We start from the raw sequence: 14,787 nt of genomic DNA on the forward strand, positions 1-14,787 counted from the left end.
TTGAGCGCACGGTGTCGAGAAGGTCCGCCCCAGCTTGGGACGTGACCGTCGAGCGGCGCCACGAAGCCAATCTTCATCGCGGTCAGTTCTGACCATGCATGGGTGATCACGCCGTTGCACCATCTTGCAACGGCCAAGCTGCCAGTCGACGGGGGTATGGCGGTTGTCGCGCCTAGCGTGCCTAAGGTTTTACTCACTCGGTGGCGACACCCTATCTGCGCACTAGCATAGGTATCCCCCTTACGATTTCAGTGAGATGCCCATATCTAAGTGGCGCATGACCGTCTGCAATGGAGCAATCGCTATCTCACTGAAATCGTAAAGGGGATAGGTATTTGGTTCAAAGGGGGAACAACATGGGACGTCGACGAGGATTTCTTGCCGAGATTCAGCACCAGTCGCGACTTGCCGAGCAACGGCAGCGCGCCGCAGTTCGCGAGCAGGATGCCGCATACAGGCGCGCTGTCGCCGCACAGAACGCCGCTCAGCGGGCGAAGCTGGCGGCGTCGAGAGCCTCTGATGCCGATCGGAAGCGTATGGAGAAGGAGGCAGCCGCGGCGCACGTGGCCGCGATGCAGGCAGAAGTCGACCAACTCAATGCCACCCTTTTCGCCGGCTACGACGAGTTGGACAGTTTGCTGGCCGCCACTCTAGAAGTTGATGACTATGTCGATTTGGAAAGCCTGCGTCAGAGGGCTGAACATCCTCCGTTCTCAAAACCCAACCTTCAGACGGCAATTCCCGTTCCAACCCCGCTCACCGTCCCAGTCAAGCCCACCCGTCGAACTGTCGAAAAGCCCACGGGCCTCTTCGGCCGCAAGAAGAAGCTCGCAGAGGCCGATGCTCAGGCGGATGCAGAAATGGGCGTCGCTCTGCGGGCTTGGGAGATGGCAGGGCAAGCTCTCCCCGCGCGTCAGGCACAGCAGAGCTCATCGTATGCAGCCGCTGAGAGGGCCCGGGTGGAGGAACTCGCGACTGAACAGGCGCGCTACGAGGCGGATTGCGCGAGCAGAGAGGCTCTTGTTGCCAAGAACAACTTCTCGCTCGACGAACTAATCGCAAACCTCGGGTATGGGGATGCTGCGGCTATTCACGAGTATGTCGGAATTGTCATCGCAAACTCCGTATACCCGGACAGCTTCGACATCGACCACGAGTCGGAGTTCGAGGCGTCATCCGCCGAGCTTCGCCTACGCGTTCTTGTTCCGGGGCCAGACCAGATTCCGACTGTAAAGGCTTACAGGTATGTCAAGGCAAGCGACGAGATCACCTCTGCCGAGTTGTCACAGAAGGATGCTAAGGATCGGTACGCCGGAATCGTGCATCAGGTAGCCCTGCGCAGCCTCCACGAAGTATTCGAAGCCGACCGTCGAAAACTGATCCAAGCCATTTCACTTGAGGTCGGGACGCAGACGGTAAGTCCCGCTACGGGAAACGAAACGTACGTCCCTTTCGTGGCGGTCGCAGTTTCGCGTGAGGCATTCGCTCAGATTGAGCTGTCTGCAGTTGTGCCTGCCGCGACTCTTGAACACCTCGGGGCGGCGCTTTCCAAGAACCCCCTTGGGCTAATTCCATCCAACGGTAGCGGCGTACGTCGGTCGTGATGGGAACTCCCGCAGGTCCTGTCTTTAACCCACCGCCCGGCTGGCCGAAACCGCCGGCCGGGTGGCGTCCGCCAGCGAGCTGGAGTCCTGACCCGTCGTGGCCCGCAGCGCCAGAAGGTTGGCAGCTTTGGCTCAATGCTGACGCCGGGGAGTCCTTAAGTGTGACCGAACCCGATTTGATCGAATCCGCCCAGCCCATTGGGGCGGCCACAGAGCCAGGCGCTGCGACTTTTCGTCAGAACGCATCAGCTCGCCTAACGTACCTTGAGGCCGAGAACGCGGAACTGCGAGCACGTCTGGCGAGCCTTAGCTCAGCAGGTGATGAGTACATTGAGCTTGACGACGCGCGTGTGCTGCAGAACGTCGGAATCTACCGATATCACCATCCGTTGGAGAATGCAGCGCTGCATCGCGAACGTCTCGACTCGATCGAGACCCGAATTGCTGAAGTAGTGAAGTCCGGCTTGGCCATAGTGAAGTCGAATCTCTTCACATTTGACAATTCCTTGGCCAAGGGGCGGCGGATGACCGATGACCTGTCACGTCTCATGCTTCGCGCATACAACGCTGAAGCTGATAACAGCATTCGCTCGTTGAGGGTCGGCAACGTGCTGACCGCCAAACGGCGGTTGGAAGCGTCTCGGACGGCAATCGCAAAGATCGGCTCATTGATGGAAATGCGCATCAGTGACGACTATCACAATCTCCGCGTCGAAGAGATTGAGCTCACCGCTGATTGGCTGATGAAGCGGCAGGAGGAGAAAGAAGCCGAACGGGAGGAACGCGCACGTCTGAGGGAAGAGCGCCGCGTTGAAAAGGAACTGGCTGAAGAGCGAGCGGAACTCGACAAAGAGCGCCAACATCTTATTAATGCGTTGAATGCGATCCGTGCCGGTGGCGAGGAGGACCCCGACTTGGTTCTGCGCCTCGCCGACCTCGACGCCGCGATTGCGGACAATGACTTCCGGGCCGCGAACATTCGGGCGGGATACGTCTACGTCATTTCGAATCGTGGAGCATTTGGGGAGAATGTCGTTAAAATCGGCCTCACCCGACGTCTCGAGCCAACCGAGAGGGTTGCTGAGCTGAGTGGGGCCTCCGTTCCTTTCCGTTTCGACATCCACACGTTGTTTTTCTCCGAGGATGCAGTGACGCTTGAGAACGAGTTGCATAAACACTTTGCGGCCCGCGCCATGAATCAAGCGAATTCACGTAAGGAGTTCTTCTTTGCGTCCCCGGCCGAGGTGCGCGAGGTCTTGATGAAGAAAGTCGGTAACCTTCTCGAATTCCGAGAACATGCAGAGGCAACCGAATTCATGCAGTCTGTGGGGCTCTGGCCCGAGAGTGAAAGCCGTTTTCAGGCCGTCAACCTACTGTGACCCAGTCTTCACGTTGGGGTAAATGGTCCCCGCGGTTGCGCAGCAGCCAGCGAGCAACCCAGCTTCTGATGAACCCCGTGGGGTTGCGGTCATGAGGCCTTCCTCTCGCTGGCTGTTTCTGAAGTGTTGTCAGGCCACCCCCTGGAATGAAGCCTGTCCGAAGGGCGCACCAGGGGAGTGGTTTCCTAGTCTGGTTAAATAATGGATTCTGGCAAGAAGCGAGCACCTGCGAAAAGTGACGGGGGGAGGTGCCTCCCGTGTGATCAGGTTCACTACCCGGGCTCCTCCGCGCCACCGTAGCAAGTAGACGGCGAAGCAATCGAGGCAGTAGACGTTGTACTGAACGTGAAGCCATTTGAAATCGATGTGTGGTTCACGGAATCGCAGGTTGCGGAGGACGGCCTGAATGTTGAACGGGACCAACGCGGTGACTGGTCGCTGGTGCCCATGGACCAGAACTGGGCTGCGATGCAAGCGGTTTGAGTTGTCCCCGGGGGCTTCCGCCCACGGGCATCCGGTTCTAAACTCTCTTCAGGCAACCTCTATGTGCGCCATCGCTCGGTGCGATGGCATGACCCCCGGTCACCGGGCAGTCCTTTCAGGTTCTTGTTGCCGAACTTCTGGAAGGCTGCATCATGTTCGGACTCATCTTGGGCGTCACCGCTCGCATCCATTACGCCGTGCGCGGGTTCATGCCGAGCAACATCCTGCTCGACGCGCTCCACACTCGGCGCGGTCTCAAGTGGGGCGCGCCGGCGATGCTGCTCGCTGTCCCGTACGCACTCGCCGCGGTGTTCAGTGCCGGCCAAGCGGATGCCGGTGGCTCCGGCTGGTTCAACCTGCTGGCACTGGTCTTCGTGTGGAACGCCCTCAAGTTTGTTGTTGCCGGGCCGGTGACGCTGATGCGGTTGCTCCGCCTGCGCAGCCGAGCGGCCCAGGCTCGGCGCCGCGCGGCGCGAGCCGTCTACGAGGTCGTCGAACCAGACCGGATTGCGGAACCTGCGCTTTCATCGACGCAGGCGTGAGCCTGTCCTGGTCGATCGCGTGGTGGGCGACTCGGTTCGGCTTGCCCGGCAAGTCACTGCCAACGCACCTCCTAGTCACGGCAGTATTGGGCACACACACGTCCGCCGGTAGGAGGCTTCCCCATGACGATCCCGCAGGAACAGTTCGACGATCTGCTCAGCCGCACCGCGCTCGCTTCGCTCTTCTATTACCCGGAGGTCGCGGTGGACGATAACGAATACAGCCTCCAGAATGACATCTCGTATTGCTTGGAGCCCGTCGCGGGGATCTCCGGCGAGGATGCCGAACGGCTCCGGGTCGCCGTCGGGCACGTGATCGCGAATCCGACCGCGCATCGCTCTGAACTCCTGGCCCTGGTCATCGAGCTGGCGCCCCCACCCACCGAGTAGCAGCGACTATGAACGTGCCATCCGCTGACAGCACAGGGCCTCGCCAGGAGTTGGTGCAGCATCCGCCTGCTGACGCTCCTGACGAACCGGGCCGGGAGAGCCGCACTGACCGTGTGGCTGAGAGTAGGCGTGAGTGGGTGGCCGCGAACCGCGAGCTGTGCGGGAGATGAATCGGCGCTGGCGCGCGGAGCACCTGGAGCGTTCGCGGCAACAGAACCGCGATTCGATGCGTCGGGCCGCGGAGCGCAGGCGTCGCGAGGAAGCGGCGCGTGCTCGGGGGAGGGAGCGTGCGAAACAGTGGCGGGAGGATCACCCTGATCGTAGGCGCGAGTACCAACAGAGGTGGGTCGAGGAAAACCGCGACAAGATCCGGGAGTACTACAACCGCTACTACGAGAAGCACCGCGAAGAGGTGAACGCTCGCGCGGCAGCCCGGCGCGACGCCGACCCCGAACGCACGAGGCAGGTCACTAAACAGTGGGCCGACCGGAACAAGGAGCGCCGGGCCGACTTGCAGCGTAGGCGGCGAAGCGACCTAGAGACCTACCAGTCGGAGTTGGAGGCCAACGCCGCAGCTCGACGGCTCAAGCGCTCACTCGCGCGGGCAGGCCTCCCTCCGAAGTCGCTCCACTCGGCATCCGCTGCCGAGCGCCGCGCCAACGAACGTGACGCCGACACCTATTTCAATGATCCGGCATTACCCGAGCATCTGCGTCAGTTCACGGTGTTCGCGGAGTCCCTCACCGAGCATATGCTCACGCACTGCACCCGCATGCGTGAGTTCGCCGAGGCCTATGTGGAAACCAGAGAACGGATGAGGCTCCCGCCCGTTCCGGTGGAGAATATCGTCTACGCCCGTGCTGTCGAGATCGTCACCGACCGGATGCGCCGAGTCGACCTCCTGACCAGCCGCGACGTCGCCGCTGCGGTGCGGAGCACACAGGCCGAGGTCCGTCTGCAGGAGCGGCGGCGGCAGTTTGAGGCTTTCCTGAATGCCGTCGTGACCAATGCGAACCGCAATAGAGAGCGTTATCGCTACGACGCGGAAATTGAGAATCGAGCGAGGGCGAACCGTGGATTGCCGAGTGCACCTATCGAGTCACTGATCGTGCACCTCGCCCTTCAGTACGCTATTGAGCGTGTGCCCGCGAATATGCTCACGGCTGACGACGCTCGAAATGCTGCCCGCGTCGCGAAGCTACACATCTCAGCCTTCTCGGAAGGACCGCAGCCAGCCGTCAACGATCGCGATCACCGAAGGTCATTCGGTTAGTTAATTTGGAGAATCGCGACGTGCTCTCACCAGAATGAGAGTGGCAGGAAATCAGGGACGGTTCAGGCCCCAGAGATTGCCACGACAGCTGCGAAGACCTTGAAGCCGAGCCCCATGTGCCGTTGGCTGGCGAACCCACACGAACGCGCTGGGGGAAGAGATCAGGCCGATCCAGAAGGGTGTTCTCGGGAATGTCTCCTTTTGGTATGCCGTCGCCCATCGTGTCGTTAGGCTTTTCACTCAACGGCGGGCCGCTCGAAGACGACGGACAGCGGCGTCAGGCCGATCCCGAGCCTGGTCGCACTCGCTACACGCCAGCCGTGGGCGGCGAACTCGTTGAGCTCCATCGTGACGACGGCATCGAACTCGACCGACGTCGAGAATGCCCCGACCGGCAGGGTGACGTGCTTGTACTCAAACTTCATGGTTCCCCCAGTTTTTTCCTGAGCGTAGCGTCCATCAGAGACGGGTTGCATGCCCCAGCTCGGGCGGGACAACGTGATGAAGACCCTCATGCTGGGCGCGACGGGGCGCGCGCGGTCGCACTCGCACAGGGCATGTCCACCCAAGAGTGTGCTTGCGGTGTTTGGGGCCGCTGACCAGGCCGGTATCGGCCGCGACGGTCAGACCAGCTGCAGCGATGCTGCTGTCTCTGCGTTGATCACGGGGGCGGAGGCAATCTCGAGTGCAGGCCGGACCCGCCGTCTGATTGGGGGCGCATTGGGTTTCGAATTCCACCGGTACTGCTTCGCAACGATTGGCTCTGGTTTCCAGGTGGGTCCCGCAGCACTCGGTTCCAACCCCGCTTTTACCCCGCACATTCAGCTCGAATAGCAGAAAACGAAGTGATCACGATCCCGGTGATTCACCAGGATCTCGCACCATATTTGAGGTCAAATGACCAGCCCGAATCGGACAATCGATAATCGTGGTCATGAGGATACCGCTGCCTTGAGAGCGTCGGCGCTGGAGTGCCCGAGAAGTCGCGTGCACCTTGCTTTCCGGGACGTCATTGAGCGAGTGTCCACGAATCTGCTTACGGCCGACGTCGTTCGGAATGCTGCCCGCGTTGCGAAGCTGCACATTGCCCCCTCCTCGCAAGGATTGAAGGCCGCGGTCGACGATCGCAGTCCCCGACGGTCGTTCGGGTAGTTGAGTTGGGCAGTGTCGCCGTTCACTCGGGAAGAAGCATCAAGATTTCAGGGAAAGTCCACTTCGCGTCTAGCCCGTCTCCTGGCTTGGTCAAAGAAATAGGCAGATTCATTGTAGAACGACTCACATTTGGAAAGACTAAGTTCGCTCCCATATGGCGGCGAGCCCCTGGCCGCCGCCGATGCACATGGTTTCGAGCACGAAGCGGCCTTCGGTTCGCTGCAGGTGCCGTGCTGCGGTGGCGAGGATGCGGGCACCGGTGGCTCCCACCGGATGGCCGAGGGAGATTCCCGACCCGTTCACGTTGGTGCGGTCCCAGTCGGCGTCGGTGAAGTTCCACTCGCGGGACACGGCCAGCACCTGCGCGGCGAAGGCTTCGTTGAGTTCGATCAGGTCGATGTCGGCGAGGGTGAGTCCGGCGCGTTCGAGGGCCTTGGCGGTGGCGGGTACCGGCCCCAGTCCCATGCGTGACGGGTCGACACCGGCCCGGGCCCACGACGCCAGCCGCACCAGCGGGGTCAGTCCAAGTTCGGCCGCCCGCTCCGGCGTGGTTACGATGCACGCCGCGGCGGCGTCGTTCTGCCCGCTCGCGTTGCCAGCGGTGACAGTGGAAGCGACATCCGTTTTCCCGAGTATCGGTGTGAGCACGGCGAGGGCTTCGAGACTCGTCTCGCGAGGAGTTTCATCGGCCGAGACGACGACGGTCCCCCTCCGGCCGAGCACGGTGACCGGCACGATCTCGTCGACGAACCGCCCGTCGGCCACCGCGGCAAGGGCGCGCTGCTGTGAGCGCAGGGCGAGTTCGTCCTGTTCGACGCGGTCGATCGCGTAGTCGTGGCGCAGGTTTTCGGCGGTTTCGAGCATTCCGCCCGGCACTGGGAAGCGCCTCCCGCCGGCGGTCTCCCGGCCGCGGCCGAGCGCGTCGCGCAGCAGTATGCCGGCCGTGCCGGCTGTGCCCCAGCGGGAATCAACGGTGTAGAACGGGGCCTGGCTCATCACGTCGACGCCGCCGGCGATGACCAGGTCGCTGACGCCGGTCTGCACCTGCATGGCGGCGTCGAGCACGGCCTGCAGGCCGGAGCCGCAGCGCCGGTCGACCTGCACGCCGCCGACCGTCACCGGCAGGCCAGCGTTCAGGGCGGCGACCCTGGCCACGGGGGCGGCCTCGGCGCTGGGATAGGCCTGGCCGAAGATCACGTCGTCCACGAGCCCGCCGTCGACCCCGGTGCGTTCGATGAGCGCGGCGATGACCACGGCCGCCAGGTCGGCGGGTGCCACCGTCGTGAACGCGCCGCCGAAACGACCGATCGGGGTTCGCAGCGGCTCGCAGATGACGACCTCACGCAGCGCAGTCATGCGGCCACCGCTATCGATATCTGCGTTGTGATCGTGTTTCGTGGCGTCGGCACCAGCAGCGTGACTTCGGTGGTGGCGCCGTGCAGGAGCTTTTCAGAACGGCCCGGACCCTTGATCAACTTCGGGTCCGCCTCGTGCTCCCAGGGATCCGGGCCCACGCGGGGCATGGCGTTCCTTGAGTGCACCGCCACCTGCACGCCCTCGGGCCGCAAGTTGGTGATGAGCAGCGATAGACCGATGGCGAGGTTCACGTACGTAATCGGGGCAGCTCGGGCCGCCAAATTGTTGCGGATCAGCGACAGCAGATAGTTCCTTGCCCGCCACGGCATGCCGTGGGTCACCATCGCGGCGTCGGTCTCTCGATCGGCACGCGCCCGGCCCGCGCTGTGGATTGATACCCCGTCGGGAAGATCAGCTTGGGATAGTGCGGTGCGTGTATTCGTTTCGTTCATGAAATGCGTCCCTCGATGGCCCGCCAGAAAGCGGGTACATGAAAATAACGTTGCAGCCACTTCACAGGGGCTACCGAACCGTCCCCCTGTGGCTTTGGGGGCCCTGTATGTCTAGTTGCGTGTCACCTTCCCCATAGTCGACGCGATTAACCGCAGGGATATCGGCTTCAGCGCCAACCAGGCACCCGCCATCACGACGACAGAGGCTACGAAGATCCAGAATCCCAGCCAGTTTGTAGCATCGCTTGCGGCGTACATGTGGTTGAGGTTTCGTAGAGCTCCCGTGGCGAGGACAAGTGCGACGTGGACAACGATGAAGCCTGCGAATGCCAACATAAGAGGGAAGTGCATGGCCCGGGCAACTTCGATGGGGAACGCCTTATTCAGCCATGTCGCGTTCTGTGGCCACGACGGTGACATGCGAAGTCCGGTCAAAATTGACAGTGGCGCGACGATGAAGACGATCGTAAAGTATGTGAGCAGTTGCAGAGAGTTGTAGTTCACCCAACCATCCTCAGTGGGCCAGTTGAGTGATGCGTATTGAATACCAGCCGAGAGAGCGTTGGGCACAACATCCCATGAGATCGGTACGATGCGGGTCCATTGTGCCGTGACGAAGAGGAGCACGTAAAATACGATCCCGTTGAGGACCCACAGTGTGTCCGTGACGATGTGCAGCCAAAGATTAATGCTGATCTTCTTGGGAGCCCGCTTGCTGCGGAGAATTCCGATGTTGTTTCGGGTGAAGTACAGCGCAGGTCGTTGCGTCGTGCGAATTTGCCACCCGGATTTGATGACGAAAACCATGAGGAGTGCATTGATTCCGTGTTGCCAGGCGAGCCATGCGGGAAATCCCACTGGTGCCCACTCCGGTAGGTGTGCTTCCCCTGGGTAGGTGGTCAGAAAATTCAAGCCAGCTTCCCTGGAACGGAATAGTTGTGCGGCTACACCAGTCGCGAAGACAAGCACGATGGCCGTTGGCACGATCCAGACGAGCTTGAACCATGCACTTTCTCGGAATGTCGCGAGTTGTTTCGCGGTCGTGATCGCCGGGGCCTTCTGGCTCACTGGTGACGCATTTCAAGTTGTTTGATTAGCTGTGGCACGACGGTGAACACATCACCGACGATGCCGAAGTCGGCGATGTCGAAGATGGGGGCATTAGCATCCGTGTTGATCGCAACGATTGTGGACGCGGTCTGCATGCCGGCTCGATGCTGGATGGCGCCGGAGATACCGAGCGCGACGTACAACTGGGGGGAGATCGTGACACCCGTCTGTCCGACCTGGGAGGCCTGCAGCACGTAGCCGGCATCGACGGCCGCGCGGGACGCGCCGACCGCGGCGCCGAGGGCGTCCGCGAGCTGCTCGACAAGGACGAATTTTTCCAGGGATTGGAGTCCTCGGCCCCCCGAGACCACGCGGGTCGCTGCTCGGAGTTCGGGCCGATTCGATGTCACTCGGGTTGCCGTAACCGACTCGATGACGGCACCGGGCACGGCTGACGGCGGCAGCGGCTGGGAGCTGACCTCCGCTGCGGTCGAAAACGCCGGCGTGACCGGTTCTATCGCGCCGGGGCGAATCGTCACAATCAGCGGACCATTTTCGGTGACGGAGTCCACTAAGTACGAACCGCCTAAGACGGAGGTTGTCGCGACGGGCTGACCTTCTATGTCTCGCACGTCGACTGCATCCGTTACCAGACCAACGCCGAGTCGCACCGATAGCCGACCAGCGATCTCACGACCGTCGATCGTGTGTTCTATGACGATGGCGATCGGGTCGGTGGTGGAGGCCGCGGTGGCTAACGCAGCGACCAGGGGCGTGATCAGTTGGGTCATGGCGTCGTGAGTCGTGAAGTGAAGGATCTGGGTGGCGCCGGCATCGCCGAGCGCTACGGTCGCTGTGTCGCTCAATGGGCCTGGACTAACGACGACGGCGACGGGAGTGCCGAGGCGGGCCGCGGCGGTAATGAGCGAGGCGGCAGACGTTTCTACGCGGTGCTCAGCAGTGAGTACAACGAGGGCGAGAGCGATTGTCATGAGAGTCTCCTAGATGAGGTGGGACGACGTCAGGAATTCGACGAGTTCGTTTGCCGCTGTGCCGTCATCGACGATTTTTCGACCCGCAGCGCGAGCGGGGCGCTGCGTTATGGAACGCACGGCCGAATGTGAAGAGGGCTCGACGATGTCGAGATCGCTCAACTTCACCGTGTGTATTGGCTTCTTCTTGGCGCGCATCAGGCCTTTGAACGACGCGAAGCGCGGCTCCGGGTTGTGCTCCGTGACAGAGATGACTGCAGGAAGCGGCGCCCGCACGACTCGCGTCGCCTGTTCACCCGCGCGTTCACCGGCGACCGCAGACGTGCTGATTTCGACAGTATTGAGGTAACTGGCGTGTGGAACGCCGAGTTGCTCTGCGACCATCGCCGCCATCGATCCGCCGCGGCCATCGGTAGATTCGTTTCCGCAGATGATCAAGTCGAATCCCTCACGCTGGAGGGCGGCTGCGAGCACCGCCGAGGTGCGAAGCATGTCCGAGCCCACCAGTGCGTCGTCGACGACGTGAATGGCCGAGTCGGCACCGAGTGCCAAACCCTTGCGCAGCATTTCAGCAGCGGATGCCGGGCCCATAGACATCAGCACGACCTCGGCATCGTGAGTATCCTTCTCCGTCAGCGCAACTTCGATCGCGCGCTCTGTGATTTCGTCGATGACAAGGTCGACACCCGAGCGTTGGATCCGTCGCGTGGTGTCATCGAGTCGGCGTTCACCGTAGGTATCGGGCACCTGCTTGACGAGCACGATAATCTTCATTGATTCTCCTGTATTGGGGTTCGGATGAGGCGTGCTTAGGCGATGCTCGCCAGGAGCTTGGTTGTGATGATGTCTTCCGCCTCGTCCACCATGCGGGCAATGAGTTCGGAGCACGTCGGTATATCGTCTATGAGAGTTTGGGAGAGACCGGCCCACCAGATGCCGGCCTCGAGGTCACCGGTTTCGTACACCGTTCGCCCTCGTCGCCCTGCGACTAGTTCTCGAACATCACCGAATTCTCCTCCGGCAGAGAGGATGGCAACTACCTCTTCCGAGACGCTGTTCGCCGACACGCGTGCGGTGTTGCGCAGCTGTCGGAAGATGAGCTGGGTCTGCAGCTCATCGCGGGCCACCAACTCCTCCTTGACCCGTTGATGGATGGGAGCTTCTGCCGTGGCCATGAAACGTGTGGCGAGAAGCACACCGTCGGCACCTAGTGCTAACGCCGCAGCGAGGCCCGCGCCGTTTCCGATTCCGCCCGCAGCCAGAAGTGGAATGGTGATGGTGCGCGCGGCAGCAGCAAGAAGCACAAACAGCGGAACATCAAGTTCACCGGGATGTCCGGCGGCCTCGAAGCCAATCATGGCGATCGCGTCGACACCAGCCGCTTGGGCCTTTACAGCGTGGCGGATGCTCGTGGCCTTGTGCACGATTTTGATCCCGGCTGCGTGATATGTGTCGACGAACCGATCGGGGTTTGAGCCGGACGTCTCGACCACCGGAACACCGAGGTCGATGATGACCGCCTGATATTCCTCGTAAGGGGGTGGTGAAATCGACGGAAGCGTCGTGAGATTCACGGCGAACGGCTTGTCGGTGAGTTCTTGGCATCGCGCAATCTGTCCGGCAAGGGCGTCCGGTGTCGGAAAGGTGAGCGCTGTTATCGTGCCGAGTCCGCCGGCATTGGAAACGGCGGCGGCGAGCTCGGCGTTGCCGATCCACTGCATACCGCCCTGCATGATCGGCGCTTTAATGCCAAATTCGGCGGTGAATCGTGTGTTCAGCACAGGCAGGTCTCCTTTGACCGGGTGGAATAAAACGTGAGAGGCGAGAGCTTGCAGTGGCTTGCTCAACTTGCAGATCAGACTATTTGTGTCTTCAGTATTGACTAACGAACGGTTGTCAGTCAATACTGTGGCCTGTGAACATAAACAGAGTCGTTCCTCAATATGACGAGTTGCCGGTCATCCCAAAGTTGGATTTGCCGCATTCGTGGGCGTTTTTCGGACCCGGTGATCAGTTCGGCACCCTGAACTTTCTCACTCCCGAAATCGTGGCGAGCGCCGCGCACGCGGTCGTCTCGGGCGAAGTGGTGTCGTTGAGCCTGCCGGTAGACCAGCCGAACCCGCCTCTCTTCGGCCGGGAGCCCATGAACCACATTCAGTTCGACGCCGATCGCAACACACGGGACGACCGCGTTGACAACTATTTCCCACAAGGATCCAGTCAGTGGGACGGCTTTTATCACGTGCGTGCTCGCGAGTTTGGATACTTCGGGGGAGTTGAGGCACGGGAAAATCCAGCCCAAACATGGCTCGGTATAGACACTTGGGCGGAACGTGGCATCGTGGGCCGCGGTGTTCTGCTCGACGTTGAGGCATATCTGATTGCCGCTGGTTCACCGGAGATTCCGGTTGACGAGCAGTTCACAATCGACGCGTTTCTGCTCCAAGAGGTCGCTTCTGCGCAAGGCGTTCGGATCGTGCAGGGTGACATCTTGGTCATCCGAACAGGGTGGCCGGCCAAATACACTCGACGGGAACCGGGTGCGGCTCCGGTAACGCAGATTCCTGGGCTCTCTGCAGGAGCCGCGACAGCGCGCCTCTTATGGAATTGGCACGTTGCGGCGGTGGTGACAGATCTACCCGCTGTCGAGCCTGTTCCCGGAGATCCTGCAATTGGATCACTCCATCGCAGACTTCTTCCCCTGCTCGGAATCCCGATCGCGGAGTTGTTCGATCTCGAAGCACTCTCCGTGGCGTGCGCCCGCGCGCAGCGATTCACTTTTCTCTTCACGGCAGCACCACTCAACCTCCACGGTGCTGCCGGCTCTCCTGGGAACGCACTCGCGATTCTCTAACCGATTCACCATCACCATACGAAGGAAAATTCAATGAAGAATTTTGCACAACGAACTGCTGCCATGGCACTGGTCATCGGAACAGTTGGCGTCCTGGCTGCGTGTTCTCAGACCCCAGCAGCGAGTGACAGTAGTGAGCCGATATCGATCGGCGTCGTCGGCCCGCAAACCGGCCCGCTCGCGGAGATCGGGGAGAACCAGGTCGCCGGCGCCGAAGTGGCCATCGAACAGATCAACGCAGCCGGCGGGATTCTGGGCCGGCAAGTGAAGCTGTCCAACGCGGACGAGCAGACAACCCCTGAGACGTCGACAGCAGCCGTGCGCAACCTCGCCAACGGCGGCGTCAATCTCATCGTCGGAATGCTCTCCAGCGCAGGGTGTCTCGCACTGGCACCGCAACTCGCCAGCATGGATGTCGCACTCGTCGGTACGGGCTGCACGAACGATGGGCTCACCGGCCAAAACGGAGAAGCAGCGCCATATCCAAACTTTTTCCGCACGTCGAACAATGACTCAGCACTGATCGGACCGCTCGCGCAAACCATTGCCGAGAAATTTCCTGAAGCGACTGACTACTCGGCTTTTGGGTACGACTACATCACCGGCACTACTCAGTGGGCCTTGTTTCAGGATGAGATTCAAGACGACGGCGTGGACCTAGACGTCCAGAGCGAGACGTTCGTTCCCATCGGCGAGCAGAACTTCGGGCTGCAGGTGCAGCAGTTGGTCAACGGCGCAACTGACCCGGAGAAGAGCGCCCTGTACCTCGGGACATTCAGCTCAGGCACGGGCAGCTTCCTGCAGCAAGCCGCGTCCTACGATCTATCATCAAAGCTTGCCGTGATTGTGAACCCCGGCGGCTATTACCCCATTGCGCGCACCCTTAACGGCCTCGCACCAAATGTGTGGAACTCCTACGACTACAACTACGCAGCGTTCGACAATGACGAGAACACGCAGTTCGTCGAGGATTTCAAGGCAAAGACCGGCAACATGCCCGTGGACTGGAGCTACGACGCGTACGTGGGCGTTCTGGCCATGAAAGCGGCGATCGAGAAGGCTGGAACAACCGACACCGCTGCGGTGCTTGAGGCCCTCGCCGGGCTAACGTTCAACACCCCCGGGGGAGAGCTGACTATGGACGCAACGACCCACCAGGCTAACCCGCCCGTTGTCATCACCAACACGGTCGGCGACACCTCAGCGGAGGAAGGCGTCAAGGTGCTGGAAACGGTTGTCGTCCCTCGAGATGAGGACTGA

General features: G+C 61.2%; 14 protein-coding genes. 7 read left to right on the forward strand and 7 right to left on the reverse strand.

Features of this window, described 5'->3' with window-relative positions; genetic code table 11:
• The first annotated feature begins 356 nt into the window (after positions 1 to 356).
• The 5 genes from BJ997_RS07635 to BJ997_RS07655 all read left to right on the forward strand — a co-directional run bounded on the left by BJ997_RS07635 (position 357) and on the right by BJ997_RS07655 (position 5,671).
• On the forward strand, positions 357 to 1,604 hold the full coding sequence (locus BJ997_RS07635; RefSeq protein ID WP_035836820.1) for a hypothetical protein: 1,248 nt from the start codon (positions 357 to 359) through the stop codon (positions 1,602 to 1,604).
• The gene (locus BJ997_RS07640; protein WP_035836819.1) at positions 1,604 to 2,983 is read left to right on the forward strand and encodes an SNIPE associated domain-containing protein; all 1,380 of its coding nucleotides are present in this window, start codon (positions 1,604 to 1,606) and stop codon (positions 2,981 to 2,983) included. Before BJ997_RS07635 ends, BJ997_RS07640 begins: the two co-directional genes overlap by 1 nt.
• Positions 2,984 to 3,618: 635 nt before the next feature.
• Positions 3,619 to 4,008 carry a sulfate permease gene (locus BJ997_RS07645; protein ID WP_236628973.1) on the forward strand — a complete coding sequence of 130 codons (390 nt, stop codon included), beginning with the start codon at positions 3,619 to 3,621 and terminating at the stop codon, positions 4,006 to 4,008.
• Positions 4,009 to 4,131: 123 nt separating this feature from the next.
• Positions 4,132 to 4,398 carry a hypothetical protein gene (locus tag BJ997_RS07650; protein WP_035836818.1) on the forward strand — a complete coding sequence of 89 codons (267 nt, stop codon included), beginning with the start codon at positions 4,132 to 4,134 and terminating at the stop codon, positions 4,396 to 4,398.
• 226 nt (positions 4,399 to 4,624) lie between these two features.
• A complete protein-coding gene (locus BJ997_RS07655) occupies positions 4,625 to 5,671 on the forward strand; it encodes a hypothetical protein (RefSeq protein ID WP_035836817.1) in 1,047 nt (348 codons plus the stop codon).
• 236 nt (positions 5,672 to 5,907) lie between these two features.
• Here the strand turns inward: BJ997_RS07655 and BJ997_RS07660 are convergent, their stop codons facing one another.
• The 7 genes from BJ997_RS07660 to BJ997_RS07690 form a co-directional block, all read right to left on the reverse strand.
• Positions 5,908 to 6,096 carry a DUF4177 domain-containing protein gene (locus BJ997_RS07660; RefSeq protein ID WP_035836816.1) on the reverse strand — a complete coding sequence of 63 codons (189 nt, stop codon included), beginning with the start codon at positions 6,094 to 6,096 and terminating at the stop codon, positions 5,908 to 5,910.
• A gap of 865 nt (positions 6,097 to 6,961) precedes the next feature.
• Positions 6,962 to 8,179 (reverse strand): acetyl-CoA C-acetyltransferase, encoded by a 1,218-nt coding sequence (locus BJ997_RS07665; protein WP_183323336.1) that lies wholly within the window; start codon positions 8,177 to 8,179, stop codon positions 6,962 to 6,964.
• Positions 8,176 to 8,631, reverse strand: coding sequence for a hypothetical protein (locus tag BJ997_RS07670; RefSeq protein ID WP_183323338.1), 456 nt, complete (start codon positions 8,629 to 8,631; stop codon positions 8,176 to 8,178). The genes BJ997_RS07665 and BJ997_RS07670 overlap by 4 nt, the downstream gene beginning before the upstream one ends.
• A gap of 111 nt (positions 8,632 to 8,742) precedes the next feature.
• Positions 8,743 to 9,678 carry a cytochrome b/b6 domain-containing protein gene (locus BJ997_RS07675; protein WP_035836826.1) on the reverse strand — a complete coding sequence of 312 codons (936 nt, stop codon included), beginning with the start codon at positions 9,676 to 9,678 and terminating at the stop codon, positions 8,743 to 8,745.
• A gap of 17 nt (positions 9,679 to 9,695) precedes the next feature.
• Complete coding sequence (locus BJ997_RS07680; protein ID WP_035836814.1) at positions 9,696 to 10,673, reverse strand: electron transfer flavoprotein subunit alpha/FixB family protein; 978 nt, start codon at positions 10,671 to 10,673, stop codon at positions 9,696 to 9,698.
• A gap of 9 nt (positions 10,674 to 10,682) precedes the next feature.
• A complete protein-coding gene (locus BJ997_RS07685; protein ID WP_035836813.1) occupies positions 10,683 to 11,447 on the reverse strand; it encodes an electron transfer flavoprotein subunit beta/FixA family protein in 765 nt (254 codons plus the stop codon).
• 35 nt (positions 11,448 to 11,482) lie between these two features.
• Positions 11,483 to 12,454, reverse strand: a complete 972-nt coding sequence (locus BJ997_RS07690) for an NAD(P)H-dependent flavin oxidoreductase (RefSeq protein ID WP_035836812.1) — start codon at positions 12,452 to 12,454, stop codon at positions 11,483 to 11,485.
• A gap of 134 nt (positions 12,455 to 12,588) precedes the next feature.
• On the opposite strand from BJ997_RS07690, the gene BJ997_RS07695 reads away from it, so the two are divergent.
• Positions 12,589 to 13,527, forward strand: coding sequence for a cyclase family protein (locus BJ997_RS07695; RefSeq protein ID WP_160175879.1), 939 nt, complete (start codon positions 12,589 to 12,591; stop codon positions 13,525 to 13,527).
• A 33-nt stretch (positions 13,528 to 13,560) separates the two neighbouring features.
• Positions 13,561 to 14,787: an ABC transporter substrate-binding protein gene (locus BJ997_RS07700; RefSeq protein WP_035836811.1), complete on the forward strand. Its 1,227-nt coding sequence runs from the start codon at positions 13,561 to 13,563 to the stop codon at positions 14,785 to 14,787.

The sequence above is a fragment of the Cryobacterium roopkundense genome, assembly GCF_014200405.1.
GTDB classification, from domain to species: Bacteria; Actinomycetota; Actinomycetes; order Actinomycetales; family Microbacteriaceae; genus Cryobacterium; species Cryobacterium roopkundense.